At 53.6% G+C, this 19,557-nt stretch carries 17 protein-coding genes and 2 pseudogenes; 12 read left to right on the plus strand and 7 right to left on the minus strand.

Annotated features, from left to right (window positions below; genetic code table 11):
• Positions 1-4: 4 nt before the first annotated feature.
• The 4 genes and pseudogenes from mutS (at position 5) to BRW62_RS01340 (ending at position 6,450) form a co-directional block, all read left to right on the plus strand.
• Positions 5-2,635, plus strand: coding sequence for a DNA mismatch repair protein MutS (mutS, locus tag BRW62_RS01325; RefSeq protein ID WP_099797798.1), 2,631 nt, complete (start codon positions 5-7; stop codon positions 2,633-2,635).
• Positions 2,636-2,697: 62 nt separating this feature from the next.
• The gene (locus tag BRW62_RS01330) at positions 2,698-3,915 is read left to right on the plus strand and encodes an MFS transporter (RefSeq protein ID WP_198406087.1); all 1,218 of its coding nucleotides are present in this window, start codon (positions 2,698-2,700) and stop codon (positions 3,913-3,915) included.
• 106 nt (positions 3,916-4,021) lie between these two features.
• Positions 4,022-5,703 (plus strand): annotated as a pseudogene (locus BRW62_RS01335) (ABC1 kinase family protein).
• Positions 5,704-5,727: 24 nt separating this feature from the next.
• Positions 5,728-6,450: a Stp1/IreP family PP2C-type Ser/Thr phosphatase gene (locus BRW62_RS01340; RefSeq protein WP_099797802.1), complete on the plus strand. Its 723-nt coding sequence runs from the start codon at positions 5,728-5,730 to the stop codon at positions 6,448-6,450.
• Here the strand turns inward: BRW62_RS01340 and BRW62_RS01345 are convergent.
• The 3 genes from BRW62_RS01345 to sfsA form a co-directional block, all read right to left on the minus strand.
• Complete coding sequence (locus tag BRW62_RS01345) at positions 6,447-7,133, minus strand: circadian clock KaiB family protein (RefSeq protein WP_227517490.1); 687 nt, start codon at positions 7,131-7,133, stop codon at positions 6,447-6,449. The genes BRW62_RS01340 and BRW62_RS01345 overlap by 4 nt on opposite strands.
• A gap of 86 nt (positions 7,134-7,219) precedes the next feature.
• The gene (locus BRW62_RS01350) at positions 7,220-8,632 is read right to left on the minus strand and encodes a type IV pilus twitching motility protein PilT (protein WP_099797806.1); all 1,413 of its coding nucleotides are present in this window, start codon (positions 8,630-8,632) and stop codon (positions 7,220-7,222) included.
• Positions 8,633-8,676: 44 nt separating this feature from the next.
• Entirely contained in the window at positions 8,677-9,456 is a 780-nt protein-coding gene (gene sfsA, locus BRW62_RS01355; protein WP_099799785.1) for a DNA/RNA nuclease SfsA, read from the minus strand.
• 348 nt (positions 9,457-9,804) lie between these two features.
• On the opposite strand from sfsA, the gene BRW62_RS01360 reads away from it, so the two are divergent.
• The 3 genes from BRW62_RS01360 to BRW62_RS01370 all read left to right on the plus strand — a co-directional run bounded on the left by BRW62_RS01360 (position 9,805) and on the right by BRW62_RS01370 (position 12,018).
• Positions 9,805-10,140, plus strand: coding sequence for a rubredoxin (locus tag BRW62_RS01360; protein ID WP_099797808.1), 336 nt, complete (start codon positions 9,805-9,807; stop codon positions 10,138-10,140).
• On the plus strand, positions 10,130-11,155 hold the full coding sequence (locus BRW62_RS01365; protein WP_099797810.1) for a photosynthesis system II assembly factor Ycf48: 1,026 nt from the start codon (positions 10,130-10,132) through the stop codon (positions 11,153-11,155). Before BRW62_RS01360 ends, BRW62_RS01365 begins: the two co-directional genes overlap by 11 nt.
• A gap of 98 nt (positions 11,156-11,253) precedes the next feature.
• Entirely contained in the window at positions 11,254-12,018 is a 765-nt protein-coding gene (locus BRW62_RS01370; RefSeq protein WP_099797812.1) for a winged helix-turn-helix domain-containing protein, read from the plus strand.
• Here the strand turns inward: BRW62_RS01370 and BRW62_RS01375 are convergent.
• Both BRW62_RS01375 and BRW62_RS01380 read right to left on the minus strand, forming a co-directional pair.
• Positions 11,990-12,196 (minus strand): hypothetical protein, encoded by a 207-nt coding sequence (locus BRW62_RS01375; RefSeq protein ID WP_099797813.1) that lies wholly within the window; start codon positions 12,194-12,196, stop codon positions 11,990-11,992. The genes BRW62_RS01370 and BRW62_RS01375 overlap by 29 nt on opposite strands.
• Before the next feature lie 4 nt (positions 12,197-12,200).
• Positions 12,201-12,832, minus strand: a pseudogene (locus BRW62_RS01380) (TMEM165/GDT1 family protein).
• A 50-nt stretch (positions 12,833-12,882) separates the two neighbouring features.
• Between BRW62_RS01380 and BRW62_RS15430 the strand changes: the two are divergent.
• Entirely contained in the window at positions 12,883-14,343 is a 1,461-nt protein-coding gene (locus BRW62_RS15430; protein WP_404935769.1) for a TldD/PmbA family protein, read from the plus strand.
• A 263-nt stretch (positions 14,344-14,606) separates the two neighbouring features.
• Positions 14,607-15,044: a hypothetical protein gene (locus BRW62_RS12995; protein WP_157768303.1), complete on the plus strand. Its 438-nt coding sequence runs from the start codon at positions 14,607-14,609 to the stop codon at positions 15,042-15,044.
• 65 nt (positions 15,045-15,109) lie between these two features.
• Here BRW62_RS12995 and BRW62_RS01390 read toward each other — a convergent pair whose 3' ends face one another.
• Complete coding sequence (locus BRW62_RS01390) at positions 15,110-15,292, minus strand: hypothetical protein (RefSeq protein ID WP_157768304.1); 183 nt, start codon at positions 15,290-15,292, stop codon at positions 15,110-15,112.
• A 403-nt stretch (positions 15,293-15,695) separates the two neighbouring features.
• Here BRW62_RS01390 and BRW62_RS01395 point away from each other — a divergent pair, with 403 nt between their 5' ends.
• The 3 genes from BRW62_RS01395 to BRW62_RS01405 are packed head-to-tail and all read left to right on the plus strand — an operon-like array spanning position 15,696 to position 17,901.
• Positions 15,696-16,394, plus strand: a complete 699-nt coding sequence (locus BRW62_RS01395; RefSeq protein ID WP_099797818.1) for an MBL fold metallo-hydrolase — start codon at positions 15,696-15,698, stop codon at positions 16,392-16,394.
• A gap of 49 nt (positions 16,395-16,443) precedes the next feature.
• Positions 16,444-16,971, plus strand: a complete 528-nt coding sequence (locus BRW62_RS01400; RefSeq protein ID WP_099797820.1) for a rhodanese-like domain-containing protein — start codon at positions 16,444-16,446, stop codon at positions 16,969-16,971.
• A gap of 3 nt (positions 16,972-16,974) precedes the next feature.
• Positions 16,975-17,901, plus strand: a complete 927-nt coding sequence (locus BRW62_RS01405) for a sulfite exporter TauE/SafE family protein (protein WP_099797821.1) — start codon at positions 16,975-16,977, stop codon at positions 17,899-17,901.
• 137 nt (positions 17,902-18,038) lie between these two features.
• Here the strand turns inward: BRW62_RS01405 and atpA are convergent, their stop codons facing one another.
• Positions 18,039-19,550 carry a F0F1 ATP synthase subunit alpha gene (gene atpA / locus BRW62_RS01410; RefSeq protein WP_099797826.1) on the minus strand — a complete coding sequence of 504 codons (1,512 nt, stop codon included), beginning with the start codon at positions 19,548-19,550 and terminating at the stop codon, positions 18,039-18,041.
• Positions 19,551-19,557: the final 7 nt, after the last annotated feature.

Consider the following 19,557-nt stretch of genomic DNA (forward strand, 5'->3'; position numbering starts at 1 on the left):
TTTCATGTCTGACAGTGGCGATCGCCGATTACCCCATACTGAAATAGATGCACCGACCCTGCGGCTGGGGCGCAATCCGGGACTACAAGTGCGCCATGATGAAGTTGAGCGTTCGTTGCTGACCCCCATGCTACAGCACTACGCCGATCTGAAGGATGCTTATCCCCAAGCGTTGCTGCTGTACCGCGTCGGTGACTTTTACGAAACGTTTTTTCAGGATGCCTGTACCGTTGCCCGCGAACTAGAACTGGTTCTAACAGGGAAAGAGGGGGGCAAAGAGGTTGGGCGAGTTGCCATGGCGGGGATTCCACACCATGCCCTAGAGCGCTATTGCCGCACCCTCATTGAAAAGGGCTATGCCATTGCCATCTGCGATCAAGTCGAAGATCCGGCGCAAGCCCAAGGACTTGTCAAGCGGGAAGTAACCCATGTGTTTACTCCGGGCACCGTTTTAGATAGCGAATTACTCCAACCCCGCCGCAATAATTTTCTAGCAGCGGTGATTCTCTCAGGCCATCACTGGGGGCTCGCCTATGCTGATGTCTCAACGGGGGAATTTTGTACCACCCAGGGGGGCGATCGCGCCGATTTAGTTGCCGAGCTAAATCGCCTCCAACCCGCAGAAGTCCTGATTCCCAGTGAGGCACCCGACCTCAACCGCCTGCTGCGCCCCCACGAGGCCAAAGAGCACCTGCCAGCAGACTTACCCAACCACTGGTGCTACACCCTGCGATCGCCCCACGACTTTCATGCCGCTGAAGCACGGCAACGCTTGTGTCAGCGCTTTCAGGTGAAGTCCCTTGAAGGCTTTGGCTGCGAGCATCTCACCCTTGCCACCCGTGCCGCTGGTGGGCTACTGGCCTATTTAGACGAAACCCATCGCCAGCAAACCGTCCCCCTGCAAAACCTGAGCACCTATTCCCTACAGGAGTACCTCTTCTTAGATCCGCAAACCCGCCGTAACCTCGAGCTCACCCAAACCGTTCGTGATGGGAGCTTTCAAGGCTCCTTGCTGTGGGCGATTGATCGCACCACGACGGCCATGGGAGGGCGGCTCCTGCGGCGTTGGCTGCTGCAACCCTTACTCGATCTAGAACAGATTACCGCCCGCCATGATGCTATCGCTGAGTTAATGGCCAACAGTGGCCTGCGGCAAACTCTCCACCGCCATCTTCAAGAAATTTACGATCTCGAGCGACTCGCAGGACGGGCTGGCTCTGGAACGGCGAATCCCCGCGATCTGGCAGCGTTGCGGGATTCATTTCGCACCTTAGTGTCCCTTGCGGCGGCTCTGAAGGAGGTACACTCTCCCTACCTGTGTGCCCTAGCAACGGTGCCCGCTGAGATTGAACAGTTAGGGGAAACCCTAGCCGCTGCCCTTGTGGAGCAGCCCCCCATCAGCTCGACTGAGGGAGGAATTATCCGCAGTGGCGCGTATCCCGATCTCGATCAGCAACGCCTGCAAATTGAGCAGGATCAGCAGTGGATTCTCAATCTCGAAGCTCAAGAACGCGAACGCACGGGTATTCCCACCCTCAAAGTGGGCTATACCAAAGTTTCGGGCTACTACCTCAGTGTCTCCCGTGCTAAGGTGAGCCAAGTCCCCGACACCTACATCCGCAAGCAAACCCTCACCAATGAAGAGCGCTTTATTACCGCTGAACTGAAGGAGCGCGAAGCCCGCTTGATGGGGGCGCAAAGCCACCTTTTTGAGCTAGAGTACCAGTACTTTGTGCAGTTGCGTGAGCAGGTTGCCGCCCATGCTGCAACGATTCGAACCCTTGCCGCCGCGGTGGCCGCAGCGGATGCCCTCCTCAGTCTGGCAGAGGTGGCACTGTACCAAGGCTACTGCCGCCCCCAGATGACCCTAGATCGGCGGCTTGAGATTTGCGCGGGTCGTCATCCCGTGGTCGAGCAACTGCTGCCTGCTGGGTTCTTTGTTCCCAATGAGACACGGCTGGGGGATAAGGCAGACTTAATGATCCTGACCGGCCCCAATGCCAGCGGCAAAAGTTGTTATCTGCGGCAAGTCGGACTCATTCAACTGCTGGCGCAAATGGGCAGCTATGTGCCTGCCACCCGCGCCACCCTTGGCCTTTGCGATCGCATCTTTACCCGCGTGGGGGCTGTTGATGATCTGGCGACCGGCCAATCCACCTTTATGGTGGAAATGAACGAAACCGCCAACATTCTTAACCATGCGGGGTCGCAGTCGTTGGTCTTGCTCGATGAAATTGGTCGCGGTACCGCTACGTTTGATGGCTTGGCGATCGCGTGGTCTGTGGCAGAATATTTGGCGACAACGCTGCGATCGCGTACGATTTTTGCCACCCACTACCACGAACTGAATCAACTGGCCTCGCTGTTGCCAAACGTGGCCAACTTCCAAGTGGTGGTGAAGGAACTACCGGAGGAAATTATTTTTCTGCACCAAGTGAAACCTGGTGGTGCCGATCGCTCCTATGGGATCGAAGCAGGGCGTTTAGCGGGCTTGCCTCCCGTCGTAATTCAGCGGGCACGGCAGGTGATGCAACAAATTGAAAAGCACAGCAAAATTGCGGTTGGCTTGCGCAAAAGTCCACTATACGACCCACAGACCGCCGCAGTACCAGATCAAGGAGAACTCCCCTTTTGATCCCATTCGTTAGAATTGAAAATGTAACGTTTTGTTAACTAGGGGGATCCGTGATTGTTCTGATGAAGTTACCCCCACCGCTGCGGCATACCCTCCTGAAGGTCTTGCTAGCGGGGCTGTTATTTTGGTCGAGCATTGCAGCACTGCTGCCGACACTGCCCCTATACATTGCTGCCCAAGGAGGCAGCCCCCACCAAGTGGGGATTGTCATGGGTGCCTTTGCTGTTGGCTTAATCGTTTCTCGGTCGTGGCTAGGCCCATTGGCGGACAACCGCGGGCGCAAAATTACGCTCTTGATTGGCTTGGCGGTAGCGGCGATCGCCCCCCTTTTTTACATGGTCAGTCATAATGTGCCCCTCCTGATTGCGGTGCGCCTCCTGCATGGTGTAAGCATCGCAGGCTTTACCACAGGTTACATGGCGCTCGTGACCGATATTGCCCCACCTCGCCATCGCGGGGAAATCATTGGTTACACCAGCTTAGTCCATCCCATTGGGGTGGCCGTGGGGCCGAGTTTGGGCAGTTGGCTTCAGCACGCCTATGGCGATAACTGGGTCTTTGTCGTGGCCAGCGCCTTAGCGACCTTGGGAATCATTGCGGCGGCGGGGGTTCGCCCCGTTGCCCTAACCTCAGAGGGGATCGCTACTGATAACCATTCCAAACCCCTATTTTGGCGACTCTTGCTCTCAGAGCGGTTGCGGATTCCCACCCTAGTGATGCTCAGCGTGGGTCTCACCTTCGGCACGATTGCCACCTTTATTCCCCTCTTTATTGCTGCCGAACGGATCGATCTCTCTGCTGGCGTGTTCTACACCGCCGCGGCGATCGCCAGCTTTATGGGGCGGGTGGCCACCGGCTCAGCCTCCGATCGCTGGGGACGCGGCATTTTCATCTCCAGTAGTCTGGTGTGTTACGTCGTGTCTATGGTGTTACTGGCCCAAGCCGAAACACCCTTAGACCTTTTGTGGGCAGCCATCCTTGAAGGATTAGCCGGTGGCGTACTCATTCCCATGGTGGCGGCCTTAATGGCCGATCGCTCCCATCCTAACGAGCGGGGACGAGTCCTCAGCCTTAGCCTCGGCGGGTTTGACCTAGGGATGGCCTTGGCAGGACCGCTGCTCGGGGTCTTAATTGTGCCCCTCGGCTACCGCATTCTCTTTCGCATGGCCGCAGGGTTTAGTTTGCTAGGGCTAACCGTCTTTTTAACCGCTAGCAGCAAAAATATACCGGATTCCCTACGCTTTGCCCTCGGCATGGGGCGCGATCGCTATGCCCTCTAGGAGGCCATTGACGATGATTCTTCGCGATTCACAAGGGATTCGTTACAATTTGTTGAGATCACCCACTACAGAACGCCGCGTGTCAACTCCAGCTTCGGTTACCTTTATGCCCACAGGCAAATCCTATCGGTGGAATCGAGAACACTACTCGAAGACTCGCCGCTTTTTTGATATTTGGTTCTTTGTCTGGCGATTTCTGGGCGGTCGCTGGCTGTTGGGAAAGGCATGGAGTTACTGGGGGGGATGACCGATGCCAAACGCGCCGCTCGCCGTCGCGCCCAAGCCATCTGGATTCGGGAAACCTTTCTCGACCTAGGCCCAACCTTTATTAAACTCGGGCAACTCTTCTCCACCCGCGCCGATCTCTTTCCCACCGAATACGTCGAAGAACTCAGTAAGCTTCAGGATCGGGTGCCCGCCTTTAGCTACGACCTTGTAGAAAAAATCATCTACGAAGACTTTGGCCGCCGCATTCCCGAACTCTTCCGCAGCTTTGACCCCATTCCCATGGCCGCTGCCAGCCTCGGCCAAGTTCACAAAGCCCAACTTGTCTCTGGCGAAGAAGTCGTGGTCAAAGTACAGCGCCCCGGATTACGGCAACTCTTCGACATTGATCTGGCCATTCTCAAAGGCATTACCCGGTATTTCCAAAACCATCCCAAATGGGGGCAAGGTCGCGACTGGATGGGCATTTATGAGGAGTGCTGCCGCATCCTTTACGAGGAGATTGACTACCTCAACGAGGGACGTAACGCCGATACTTTTCGGCGTAACTTTCGGGATCGCGAGTGGGTCTGTGTTCCGCGGGTCTATTGGCGGTATACCTCACTGCGGGTACTCACCCTTGAATACTTGCCCGGAATTAAAATTAGTCACTACGAGGCGCTTGAGGCAGCAGGATTAGACCGCAAGCGCTTAGCTGAGCTAGGGGCCAAAGCCTACCTCTACCAAGTGCTCAACGATGGCTTCTTTCACGCTGACCCCCATCCGGGCAATATTGCCGTTAGCCCCGGCGGCCAACTGATTTTCTATGACTTTGGTATGATGGGTCGCATCCAAGCGGTCACCCGCGACAAATTACTCAGAACATTTTTGAGTATTGCCCAGCGGGATGGTGAGCAGGTGGTACAGTCCCTAATTGAGTTGGGGGCGTTGGTTCCCACTGGGGACATAGGGCCGGTGCGTCGCTCGATTCAATATCTTCTAGACAACTTTATGGATCAACCCTTCGAGGTGCAGTCCGTTGCCCAAATTAGCGATGATCTCTACGAAATTGCCTACGATCAACCGTTTCGCTTTCCCGCTACCTTTACCTTTGTCATGCGAGCATTTTCGACCCTAGAAGGGGTAGGCAAAGGACTCGACCAAGACTTTAACTTTATGCAAGTTGCTCAACCCTTTGCGAGTGAACTGATGACCAACGGAAATTTCTCAGACCCCAACAATGGCAGTCTCTTTTCCGAGATCAGCCGCCAAGCTGCCCAAGTGGGCACCAGTGCCATTGGCCTGCCCCGTCGCCTCGACGAAGTGCTCGATAAACTGGAAAATGGAGATCTACGGCTACGGGTACGCTCTAGTGAAAGCGACCGCATTTTACGACGCTTAAGTAATATTAATTTAGGCTTAAACTACGTTGTTCTCATTGGCAGCTTTTCACTGGCGGCAACGATTCTACTGGTCAACCAGTATATTTTGTTAGCGGGTGTGGCAGCCGCCTTAGCGGTATGGTTGGGTATCCTCTATTGGCGACTCATGCTTAAACTCGATAAGTATGAAAAAATGTTTTAGAATACAGCCCGGAATAGGAGGGTCATGGACGTTGCTGGCTTAACAGACTGTGGTCTCATTCGTAAAAGTAATCAAGATGCTTTTTACATTGACGAAAAGAATCATCGTTTTTTCATTGTTGCTGATGGAATGGGAGGACACGCAGGCGGAGAAGAGGCTAGCCGTCTAGCGGTAGAGCACATTTATCAGTATTTAGACGCTCACTTGCAAGAGTTAGAGTACGACCCAGTCACGCTGTTGCGTCAAGCCTTTCTGGCCGCCAATGAGGCCATTGTGGAACAGCAGCAGCAAAATGCTGGTCGTGCGGATATGGGCACTACGGCAGTTGTGGTGTTGTTAGATGACAGTCGGGATGGGGCATGGTGTGCCCACGTAGGGGATTCACGCATTTACCGCTGGCGTAGGGATGAACTGCGCCAAATTACCCAAGATCACACCTGGATTGCCCAAGCAGTACAGTTGGGCAGCTTAACCCTTGAGCAGGCACGGCAGCATCCATGGCGGCATGTGCTCTCCCAGTGTTTGGGACGGGAAGATTTAAGCCAAATTGATATTCAACCCATTGATCTGGAGCCGGGCGATCGCCTGCTGCTGTGTACCGATGGTCTCACCGAAGAACTCACCGATGACGTGATTAGTATTTACCTCAGCGAGCCAAATGTGGAAAAAGCGGCCGCGGCGCTGGTCCATGCCGCTAAAAACCATGGTGGCCGTGACAATGTGACCGTTGTGGTCGTCGGAATTTAGGGTGTCAATAGTCGTTGGACTCGATCGCGATCGTCAAGATGCCCCACTAAGCGCCGGACGGGTCTAGGGTGTACCCGCACCAATGTGGGGGTAGCCGTCACCTGATCTTCTTCGGCAAACTCTGGTTGCTTTGTAACATCTACAACCTTAAGGGTATAGGGAACCGTTAAACACTGACTGAGAAGGGTATGGAGATTTTTTAGGGCATGCTCCACCGCACTGGTTTCACTTGCCACGTAAAGGCGCAAGACATAGCGGTCTGGTTCGGTGCGGCGGGGAACAAAACTACTGGCGGGGGAGGCCTGCCGCAAATCATAGACCAGGTGGTGATGCTCCCACAGTTGCGGGAAATCGGCACGATAAGACTCAATGGCAAGGCGATCGCACGGATGTTGCGGATCCTCCACCAATTGCCACAGCAGTGTTTTTTGATCTGGCAAGGCAAAAAGAGCATCTAGCAGCGGGCGGTGCGGCCATGCTAACGGATAGACCTCCGCTGCCACCCGTAACAGTTGTTGCTCCTCGTCAAACCAGTAATCAACCGCAGCACTGTAGCAGGGGACGAGAAATAACGGTGGCTCCCGCAGATCGAGGAGTTGCTGCAGCGCATGACAAAGGTCTTGGTGCCAGTGCCCTTGCTTGGTGCTATCGCGACAGAACACCACATCCTGACCAGGAGTCAACAGGGCAAGCCCTTTGTATAGTATTGGCCTGATCACAACCTTATTGAACCATTGCCGCAGCAGCCCCGATCGCAGAAGGAGTCCCCCTACACGCGACCCCGCAGGATTTGTGCCATTTCATTGGGCTTGGGCGAGTTTTCAATCGCCGTTTCCTCATCAATGCGCCCGGCCTCGTAGAGTTCGTAGAGGCACTGGTTCATGGTACACATCCCATCATAGGTACATTGGGGAATAATCGCCTCAATTTGTTCCACTTCCCCACGCAAAATGTAGTCTTTGATGGCATCGGTGTTGATCATGATTTCATGAATGGCTGCCCGCTTACCATCGGTGGTGCGCACCAAGGCTTGGGCAATCACGGCCACCAGTGACTCTGCCACCTGCATCCGCATCGGCCCCTGTTCATCAGGGTTATAGAGGTTGAGAATCCGCTCGATGGTTTTTACAGCACTGTTAGTGTGCAACGTACCAAAGACTAAGTGACCTGTTTGGGCGGCTTTGAGAGCCGTATTGACCGTTTCGCGATCGCGCATCTCCCCAATCAGGATAATATCTGGGTCTTCCCGTAGAGAGGCTTTGAGGGCATTATCAAATTTAAGGGTATGAATACCCACCTCCCGCTGGCGAATCATGGCTCGCCGACTTTGGTGAACAAATTCTATCGGGTCTTCAATGGAAATAATATGCTTGGGCATTTCTGTATTGATAAAATCCACCATTGCCGCAAGGGTGGTGGACTTACCAGAACCCGTGGGGCCAGTCACCAAAATTAACCCCTTATGGTAGTGACATAAATCCTTAAAGACTGGTGGCAAGTTCAATTGCTCAAGGGTGAGAATTTTTACCGGAATTAGCCGCAGCACCATGGCCGGCCCCTTCAGCGCCACAAAAATGTTGATCCGTACCCGACACATGCCTTCATACTGGTAAGCACCGTCGTACTCTAAATGGGTACGAAACTGCTCAATTTGCTGCGGTGAGAGCAACTCGTTTAACCAGTAATTAAAGGTTTCTTCATCGGTAACAGGGTAGTTAGTCACTTCTAGCTTGCCGCGATCGCGAAACCGTGGTGCCTCACCAACACCAACATGAATATCAGAGTAACCATGCTCAAAGGCTTCCCGCACTAACTGCTCCATCGTCGGCCCCGAAATCCGTGCTGCGGGGGTGGGCATGGACTGAGTGGGAACCATTTGCTGTGGCATCCCTTGCGGGGGAACCCCTTGGGGCGGCATCGGGCGTGGTGGTATCCCCTGCGGAGGAACGCCTTGGGGCGGCACCGGGCGCGGTGGCATCCCCTGCGGGGGAACGCCTTGGGGGGGCATCGGGCGCGGTGGCATCCCCTGCGGGGGAACGCCTTGGGGCGGCATCGGGCGCGGCGGCATCCCTTGCGGGGGGGCACCTTGGGGCGGCATGGCCGGAGTGCTTCCCGCAGGACGTGGCGGTGGCATAGGTGGTGTATTGGGAACACGGGGTGGGGGCGTTTGGGGATTCGTCATGGCTACTGCTCACAATGCATTAGGTTAATTTCAGTGTGCCACTCTTACTCAAGCACCTTGGCCGTCGTAATACTTCTGTTACAGAGAGTTAACTTTGCCGTCCCTAAAAAGTCAATCCCCGCAGGGCTTATGGCAAAGCGATAGGGTAGCACCTCAACCCCCATGGCTACCGCTGTGCGCAACAGCTCACCATAGGTGGGGTCAGCACTATCCCCAGGGGCAAAGCGATCGCAATCACCACGGTTAATAAAGTACACCATGCACACGCGAGCCTGCGGCTGAGTTTGGCGCAGCCATTGCAGTTCCCGCAAATGTTTCTGCCCCCGGGTGGTGACGGTATCTGGAAATAGGGCTAAGCCAGAGCGCGCCCATGTTGTATTTTTGACCTCCACATAGGCTGGGGGCTGCTGCGGGTGCCCTGTCAAGAAAAAGTCGATACGGCTACGCTCCTGACCGTAGGGAACTTCCCGCTGGTGGTTGGCATACCCCGCCAACTCAGGCAGTTTCCCCGCGGCTAAGGCAGAGGCTATGACCTTGTTGGGTAACCCTGTGTTCACCCCTACCCATGTGCCATCGACAAAAATCATTTCCCATGTATAAGCCAGCTTGCGTCTTGGATCGGGATGATAGGAGACCTGCACAGGTGCCCCCACTTCACAAATACCCGTCATCGGGCCTGTATTGGGACAGTGAGCAACGATGCGATCGCCACTGCTCAACTCAATCTCGGCAAAAAAACGCTTGTAGCGCCGACACAGAACACCTGCTTGCAAGGGAGGATAGGCATACCGCCAAGAGTCTTGAGAATGGAGGCTGACGGCCAAGGACTGCACCTACAAACTGTGCCTAAAAAATAAGAACCTATGCATCCATAAGTAAGATGCCAGCTCCTAAAATAAAATAGAAGCTGACACCTTACAACTTATTAAAGGAGATTTAAGGTTAAGGTCTATATACGCTGACCTCATTTCAATATCCTTGATTTTGGCATCACTTCTCGGAGAGATCAGGATTCTCTAATCTTTTTTTTATATTTCCTAAGACTACGGCTTTGTTACATACTGGCTCAATATTTCCTCATTTCCTCTGGATCTGAACTATGGGGGACTAGGAAATGATCCCTAATAACGTAATATTAAGATGTATGTCGCAAATCTTAAGAATTCTGTGGTATGACAACCGAAACCCCTGACGATACCCTGCTGGATCGGTTTGAGTGTCGCGCCTGCGGCTACGTTTACGAACCTGCTAAAGGGGATAGCACCCGTGCCATTGCAGTGGGCACTGCCTTTGCCGACTTGCCCATTACCTGGCGCTGTCCAGTGTGTGGTGCTCCCAAAAAGCAGTTTAGTAATATCGGACCGGTGGGTTCCCCCTCAGGGTTCAAGGAAAACTTAAACTATGGCTTTGGGGTCAATACCCTGACCCCCGGCCAAAAAAACCTACTGATCTTTGGTGGTCTTGCCATTGCTTTTCTTTTTCTACTGAGTTTCTATAATGTTCGCTAAGCAAATTCATTCCCACCGTCAAAATATAACCAAGCTCACCCGTAGCGTACTGATCATGGTGGCACTGTGGCTATCTCTGACAGCCCATGCCCTTGCGGTTCCTAGCCTTGAGTACAACCCGTGGGAGGCGCTGCAACTGCCCACCACGTCGACAATTCTCGATATTAGTTTTATTGATGCCAACCATGGCTGGCTGGTAGGGGCTAACGCTACCCTGATGGAAACTCGTGATGGTGGCCGGACGTGGGAACCCCGCACCCTTGTGTTAGATAACCCAGACTACCGCTTTAACAGTGTCAGCTTTAAGGGGAATGAAGGCTGGATTGTTGGTGAGCCGCCAATTATGCTGCATACGGAGGATGGCGGTCAGTCGTGGAATCAAATTCCCCTTAGCCCCAAACTCCCAGGAGCACCCCGCTTCATTAAGGCGCTGAGCAACGGCCAAGCGGAAATGATGACGGATGTCGGTGCTATCTACCGCAGCCAAGATGGGGGCAAAAACTGGCAGGCGCTTGTACAAGAAGCCATCGGCGTGATGCGTAACCTGAATCGCTCGCCGGCTGGCGAATATGTGGCTGTGTCTTCGCGGGGTAGCTTTTACTCGACGTGGCAGCCGGGGCAAGCAGCATGGGAACCCCATAACCGCACCAGTTCACGGCGGGTTCATAATATGGGCTTTACGCCCAACGGCGCTCTGTGGATGATTGTCAATGGTGGCAAAATTGCCTTTTCTGACCCCCAAAACCCCGATGAATGGGGGGAGCTACTGAGTCCCCTGCGGCGCAATAGTGTTGGGCTGCTAGATCTCGCCTACCGTACCCCCGAAGAAATATGGTTGGCGGGAGGGAGTGGTGTGCTGCTCTGTAGTTTTGATGGCGGCCAAACGTGGCAGCAAGATATGGATGTGAAACAGGTGCCCTCCAATTTTTATAAGATTCTCTTTTTTAGCCCGCAGCAAGGCTTCATCATTGGTCAGCGGGGGATTTTGCTGCGCTATGTCAGCGACGTGGGCTAGTGGATCCGCGCAGAAAATAAGGGGCGAGGGGGTCAGCCCCTTTACCTTCAAAACAGGGTGGTAGAATTGAGGCAACTGGGCAGTATTCAGGTTTTTCTATGCTTTCCCTTGAGACTGTGGTTGATGCACCTGTATCCCACGTACCGCCAGCGATCGCACACATTTTAGTGATTGAAGATGAAGATTTAATTCGAGAAACGTTAGTTCTTGCCCTTCAGGATGAGGGTTTTCAGACAATTACAGCAACGGATGGTCATGAGGCACTGAGTCTCATTAACTCCCATCTTTTTAGGTCTCATGCAGACCTGAACCCAGCCATAGACTTAATTATTTTGGATTTGATGCTGCCGGGGGTAAGCGGCTTGGATCTCTGTCGCCTGATTCGGCGTGAAGGGTGTACCGTACCGATTCTGATGATCAGTGCCAAAGGAAGTGAAATTGATCGGGTAGTCGGTCTAGAAATTGGTGCTGATGATTACCTCTCAAAGCCCTTTGGTATGCGCGAAATGGTGGCTCGCTGTCGAGCGCTGTTACGACGGGTTCAGCCTCAGCACTTTGCTTCACCGCCGGTGCTGCGGTTTCAGGAACTGTGCCTGTATCCTCAGGAGTGCCGTGTGACCTTACGGGGAGAAGAGGTGAGTTTATCCCCCAAAGAGTACAAGCTACTGGAGCTATTTATGCGCCAGCCACGCCGGGTGTGGTCACGGGAGCAGTTGTTAGATCAGGTGTGGGGGCACGATTTTATTGGTGACAGCAAAACCGTGGATGTTCACATTCGCTGGCTACGAGAAAAAATTGAAGTGGATCCTAGTCATCCCGAGTATATCCTAACGGTCAGGGGGTTTGGTTATCGCCTTGGTTGAGCCGCACCAAGACAACAGCCATCACAAGGCTAGGAAACAGCACCAGAGCCAAGATCACGCCTAACGTCGGTGGTAACGGATAGAGGGGTGCCACTGTCTTCAGGCCAACGGCTATCCCCAAGGAGGCCAAAAAGACCCCCAGTAACCACCTTAATTCTGCCCAAAATGGGTTAGCCATTCCCTTAAGCTCCCGGTAAGCCTTGAACCGCTGTCACAATTGCAAACACCAAAAACAGGGCGCCCCCCCCAAGGTTAGGGTTCGTTCTGAAATCCTGCCGGCAATCAAGCTACCCCCCAGAACGGCAATGAGCGCACAAATGCCATGCCCCGCAATGGCTCCTAGGGCTACTCCCCACGGATTATAGGTGGCGGCAAGGGTAATCGTGCTAATTTGGGTGCGATCGCCCCATTCAGCGACAAACGTCAGGCTAAAGGCTTCAACAACTGTGGCCCAGATGGGATTATTGCCCCAGCGACTGAGGTTGGCCTCAGCTTTCTCAACGGTTTCCGCCGCTGCTTCACATTCATCTTCGCAGGGGCTATCAGCCATACGCCAGCCGTGAATCAACATTTTCAGGCCAAAGATAGTGAACAGACCAATGGCAGCATAAAACGTAAACGCCTTGGGCAGCAGGCTAAACACCTTACCTACGGCGATTGAGAGCAAGGTCATGACAATAAGGGCAGTCCACACTCCAATAAATACCCACCGCTTGGGGTGCCGGGCAGCCAAGATCATCCCAATAAAGAAGGTTTTATCCCCTAACTCGGAGATGGTAATTAGGGTGAGGCCTGCCGTAAACGCTGTTAGCATTTAGAATACACTCGAACTGTTGCCAAACTCTAAGCTAGCACGCACTCATGATGGCAGAACCCAATTTAGCGGCTGTGTTGAACCAAGTGGATGTGCCTGTCGATTGGCTAGGGCTGCGCTACGTTGATGAAACACTGATAACCCGCAGTGCCCGGGATGGTCAGCCAGACATGAACCAAAGGGTACGCCAGCGGGGGGTGATGGTGGACGTTCTGGTGAATGGCCAGTTTGGTTACGCTGCCACTGCCCAATTGGCACCCGCCGCCATTCATGATGCCATTCGTAAGGCCTACAACCAAGCCAAGGCAGCAGCCCCATGGCAACTTTTTGGCTTTACGAGGGCGGCGCGGGGGGTTGCCCAAGGAACCTACCGATCGCCCCAACAGCAACCCTTTGATCGCTTATCACCTAGGGAGGTGAGCGATCTGTTGGTGCGGCTGTGCCAAGACCTCAAAGTGGCCGATGCGATTGTCCAAACTCGTGCCTTTGTGCAGACGGTGGAGACAACCAGCCAATGGCTTACCAGTGATGGCAGTGCCGTTGAGCAGCAATTTTACCAAGTGCTCACGGATATGAGTGCCACCGCCCAAGCAGCGGGGGTGGTGCAGCAGCGCACCGATCACGGGTGGCTGGCTCGCTGCTATCAAGGCGGCCTAGAGTGGGTTGAGCTGCAGGCGATGAGCGATCGCGCCCGTTATATTGGCGAGCAGGCGGTGGAACTGTTGAGCGCACCCGAGTGCCCCGAAGTCACCACAACCCTCGTTTTGGCGCCCGATCAGATGATGTTGCAAATTCACGAGAGCATTGGCCATCCCCTCGAGTTGGATCGTATTCTTGGAGATGAGCGCAATTACGCAGGCAGTAGCTTTATTCGGCTAGAGGATTTTGGTCAGCGCCAGTACGGATCGCCATTACTGAACGTCACCTTTGACCCGAACGTCACCGGTGAACTTGCCAGTTATGCCTTTGATGATATTGGCGCAGCCGCAGAGCGCACCTACCTGATTAAAGAAGGGCGCTTGCTGCGCGGGCTAGGTAGCCTTGAAAGCCAGCAGCGGGCTGGGGTAGTGGGGGTAGCAAATGCGCGGGCTAGTTCGTGGAACCGCCCCCCCATTGATCGCATGGCAAACCTGAACATTGAGCCGGGGCACACCAGCTTTGAGGACATGATTGCGGGGATTGAATCGGGAATCTATATGGAAGCTAATCGCTCGTGGTCTATTGATGACTATCGCCTGAAGTTTCAGTTTGGTTGTGAGTATGCCAAGCTCATTGAACAGGGTCGCCTAACGCGCACCGTGCGTAACCCTAATTATCGCGGCACCACCCCTGACTTCTGGCATAACCTCATTGCGGTTGGGGATGCAACGACAACAGAGATGTTCGGCACCCCCTTCTGTGGTAAAGGCGAACCCAACCAAGCCATTCGGGTGGGTCATGCCTCACCTGTTTGTGCCTTTGCCAATATCCAAGTGTTTGGTGGAGTTTCCATTCGATCGCCTTCCCCCTGAAGAGGAAGGCTAGGCGCATGGATAGGGCGCAACAGCGTGATCGTTCCGCTCGTTTCCATTCGATCGCCTTCCCCCTGAAGAGGAAGGTTTAAAAGGAGGTGGGTTTAACGGCACAAGCTGGGTGATACGTTTCCATTCGATCGCCTTCCCCCTGAAGAGGAAGGGTCTAGACGACGGCAGCGTGCATGAGTTAAAAGGTGTGTTTCCATTCGATCGCCTTCCCCCTGAAGAGGAAGGTTAATGAAAAGACTGACCTGTGGCAATTGCCTGAAGACGAGAAGGGTTTTCGGGATCTATTCCAGAGAAACTTGCGTTCTATTTATGAAGCGATCGCCTATTTAACCGGCAAGAAAATTAATAGTCAACACCCTCAATTACTGAGTGCAGGAACTGTTACTACTGTTACTTCTGAAGATTGGTTAGAGGTACTTGATGGAAACTGCCGCATTGTCATCTGTAGTGGTGATAGTCGAGGAGAAAAACCCTATGGTCTCTCACTGTTACACGATCCTAAGCTCAAACATAATGGGAATTACGACGAAAGACTTTGCGGTTCAACTGGAAAACCATCTCCTGTCTGGGTTTCCGATTTAGGAGAGTATCAAGTTATTACGATTTTTGGTGTCACTAAAGATCCACGATTAAACTTCCTAAAATCCTTACAAGGAAAATGCTTGCAACTATTCCCGTTTAAACAATGAAAAACAATTGGGCAATCTGTTGGGTAGGAAGCTGCTGTTGTAATCGTTGATTCAATAGCGGTAAGTCACGTGGCCGGTGTTTGATCGTTATTGGAGTGGGTTGGCAGCTTTAGGGGAGATAACCCCATGGGATTGGGGGTGGCCATGGGGAGGGGGGCATCGCTGATGGTGACCCCTGCAGTGGCTCGTAAGCGTGCTCGCAGGAGTTGGCTGACGGCTTGGCGTTGAATGACATCTTGTTCCGTCAAGGATTGAACTGAAGGCTTAACGTCCATAGCTTGCCTGCGCTAAATTATTGGTTATGGTGGGATACCTAAGCTACGTTCACTCCCTACACGCAATTGCAGGACATTGTTGCATTGCTGTCCTGCATTTTTATCTGCTACTTTCAATTTTAAGGGCGATCGCCCCCTCGCTCATAGAGGTATTCTTGTTTTGCCGTCCTTTTGTTAGCTTCTGCTGACAATGTTACAGCTTCGACATTTCAGGTTCACATCGGGACGGTAGTTAGGTCTAGCTGCCATGGCCGCTTATGGGTTGGAGCGTCCCCTCTACGCCTTGACATTATTCAACTATTTGGTTATATAATCATATTAGTTATCCTTGCACAGGATCGCTTAAGATTTACCGAGGGTCTATAGGGAGTTGCACATGTTATTCCGGCAATTATTTGACCAAGCCACTTGGACCTATTCTTACCTGATTGCTGACCCAGCCACGAGCGAAGCAGCGCTGGTGGATAGTGTTTTGGAGCAGGTGGATCGGGACCTGTTGTTGATTGAGCAGTTGGGCTTAAAACTGCGCTATTGCTTAGAAACCCACGTTCATGCGGATCACATTACTGGTGCAGGAAAACTGCGAGAGCACACGGGCTGTCGTACCCTCGTCCCCCAAAATGCCAAGGTGGACTGTGCAGACGGTTTCTTGCAGGATCAAGAGACAATTTACGTCGGGGCTATTCCCATTCAGGCGATCGCCACCCTTGGCCATACCGATAGTCATCTAGCCTTCTTGGTGAATGGCAACCACCTACTCACAGGAGACTCGCTGTTCATTCGCGGTTGTGGCCGCACCGATTTTCAAAGTGGCGATGCGGGTGCTCTCTACGATGCCGTTACCCAACGCCTCTTTAGCCTTGCAGACGACACCCTTGTATATCCCGGCCATGATTATCGCGGCTTTACTGTGTCCACGATTGGTGAAGAGAAACGGTTTAACCCTCGCTTTGTTGGGCGCGATCGCCAGCAATTTATTGAATTTATGGCCAGCCTGAACCTGCCCAACCCACAAAAAATGATGGAAGCCGTACCGGCCAATGAACGTTGTGGCTTAGCCGTTGCGGCGGTTTAGCTATCTAACTTGAACCTACGCTATCCGTTTTAAGACATAGGAGGACATCATGACCATCACCCCTACGCCAACCCTCATCACCGCTGCGGAACTGCATCGGGCACTTGCCGATCGCGACCTGCTGCTGATTGATGTGCGTGAACCCAACGAGTACGCCAGTGGCCATATTCCCGGTGCCTTACTTTGCCCTCTGGCTGATGTCCAAGACCTTCACCTGCCTACCCTCAATATCCCCATTGTTCTCTATTGTCAGTCGGGTCGCCGCTCACACCTAGCGTGGGAAATACTCCAGGCGAAAGGGCTAAGCAACCTCAGGGAATTGCAGGGTGGCTTTCAGGCATGGCAGCAGGCGGGGTACGGTGGCAGTACTGCCCCCATCAGCCTCATGCGCCAAGTGCAAATTGTGGCTGGCAGCCTGATCCTTGTGGGGGTGATCGCTGGCTTTACGGTGAATCCCGGCTTCTTTCTCCTCTCAGGATTTGTCGGGGCTGGCCTACTGTTTGCAGGCATTACAAACACGTGCGCCTTGGCGCGGCTCCTTGCGCTTCTGCCCATGAATCGCCCGCGCAGGAAGTAGGCGATGTTAGGGTATTGGCTGGGGCATGGGTTAGCGATCGCCATCGGTCTGAGTTTAGGGCTTTTAGGGGGCGGTGGGTCTGTCTTGGCCTTGCCGGTTCTGGTCTATGTCATGGGTATTCCAACCAAGGTGGCGATCGCCATGACATTGGTGATCGTTGGCAGTGTCAGCCTCTTAGCGGCCATTCCCCAATGGCGACGGGGCTACGTGAATCTGCGATTAGCTCTTGTGTTTGGCTCCGCCACAATGCTTGGTGCCTACCTAGGGGCACGACTGGCTGCCCTGCCCTTGATTACCGACACCGTGCAGCTGTTACTCTTTGCCAGCACCATGATGATCGCTGCCTTTTTAATGATTCGGCGGCAGCAACGCTCCACCCCACCCGAATTGATGCCTCCAGAGGTCACCCTAGAAAGCCAACTCTATCGCCCGCCTGCCTGCAAATACTGCTGGCTTTGGCTGCCTACCGAGGGGCTAGGGGTAGGACTTCTCACCGGATTAGTTGGGGTGGGAGGTGGCTTTGCCATTGTGCCAGCCCTGGTGCTACTGGGTAAAATTCCTATGCGGCAGGCAATTGGCACATCGCTACTAATTATTGCAGCGAATTCTGTGGCTGGGGTATGGGGCTACTTAGGAACTGTAACACTCGATCCACGCCTGACGCTGACATTAACCCTTGCCGCAGCCCTTGGCTCCTTGCTAGGAAGCTACTGGGGACAGCGAGTCTCCACCCAAAAACTTCAACAAGCATTTGGTTACTTCTTAATTGCCATTGCTAGCGTAGTGATCCTCAAAACCCTGCTATCGCCCCCTCAAGGGTCTTCTCGGGACGTGCCCCGCAGTAGCACCGCCGCAGTGTTAAGGGCAAGTGACCCTACAGGAGCTGGCCACTACAAGAAAGCCACCCCCGTGTTGAGTAAACGCGCCTAGTTGGCGTGCGGGTGTCTCGTTTCGTCTGCTAGTCTGCAATTGGCACGGGGGTATCTGTATCCCGTACTGACTGCCTCTCGACGGTACAGTGCAGGGCGTATCTACCCCCGCACTCCCTCAGCTAATTGTGGAGGAACCTAGGCAGTAAAGCCTGCTTTATATTCGGCGATCGCCTCTTTGAGCAGAGCTTCTGCGGTTTCGTCGAGTTTTTGGCTACTGCGTACCGCTTCACCGTACTGTGGTTTACTTGTTGCCAAATAATCCCGCAGGCCAGCGACAAACTTAGCCACGGCTTCAACGGGAATATCGTCCAAATAGCCATTGGTGCCTGCATAGATGGTCGCAACTTGGTACTCCACCGGAATGGGCGAGTACTGGGGCTGCTTGAGGATTTCCCGTAACCGCTGACCCCGCGCCAGTTGATTCTGGGTTGCTTTATCTAAGTCAGAGGCAAATTGCGCAAAGGCTTGGAGTTCGTCAAACTGCGCAAGTTCTAGTTTGAGTTTGCCAGCCACCTGCTTCATTGCCTTAATTTGTGCTGCCGAACCCACCCGAGACACAGAAATACCCGCATTAATCGCAGGTCGCAAACCCGCATTAAACAGGTCAGACGACAAGAAAATCTGGCCATCGGTAATGGAAATCACGTTGGTGGGGATATAGGCAGACACGTCGCCCGCTTGGGTTTCCACAATTGGTAGTGCGGTCATACTGCCACCCCCTAGGGCGTCATTGAGTTTGGCGGCGCGCTCTAATAGACGAGAGTGGAGGTAGAACACATCCCCCGGATAGGCTTCGCGACCGGGGGGACGACGCAGTAACAATGACATTTGCCGGTAAGCCTGCGCTTGTTTCGAGAGATCATCGTAGATCACTAGGGTATGCTTGCCTTGATACATAAAGTACTCAGCAATGCTAGCACCGGTGTAGGGAGCTAAGTACTGCAAGGCAGCAGGGTCACTGGCGTTGGCTGCGACAACAATGGTGTAGTCAAGGGCACCCCGTTCCCGCAGAACATTCACCACTTGGGCAACGCTGGAGGCCTTTTGGCCAATAGCGACATAGACACAGATCACGTCCTGACCTTTTTGGTTCAGGATCGTATCGATTGCCACGGCTGTTTTCCCAGTTTGGCGATCGCCAATGATTAACTCCCGCTGGCCACGACCGATGGGAATCATGGCATCAATGGCGGTAATGCCAGTTTGCAGGGGTTCGCAGACCGACTTGCGCTGCACAATCCCGGGGGCGGGGGACTCTAGCAAGCGGGTTGCAGTAGCGTGAATCTCGCCTTTGCCGTCAATGGGACGCATCAGAGCATCCACCACACGGCCAATGACGGCCTCACCCACTGGAACCGAGGCAATTTTACCGGTGGCACGAACCGTACTGCCTTCCTCAATGCCTAGGCCAGCCCCCATCAGCACCACCCCAACGTTATCTTCTTCGAGGTTGAGGGCGATACCCACCGTACCGTCTTCAAATTCCACTAGTTCTGAGGCCATCACTTTATCAAGGCCATAGACGCGGGCAATACCGTCGCCCACCTGTAGCACAGTACCCACGTTATCGACGTTGATCGATTGCTCGTACTGCTCAATTTGCTGACGAATAATGCTGCTGATTTCATCGGGTCTGATGCTTACCATAGGAATT

The organism is Thermostichus lividus PCC 6715, assembly GCF_002754935.1.
Lineage (GTDB): Bacteria > Cyanobacteriota > Cyanobacteriia > Thermosynechococcales > Thermosynechococcaceae > Thermosynechococcus > Thermosynechococcus lividus.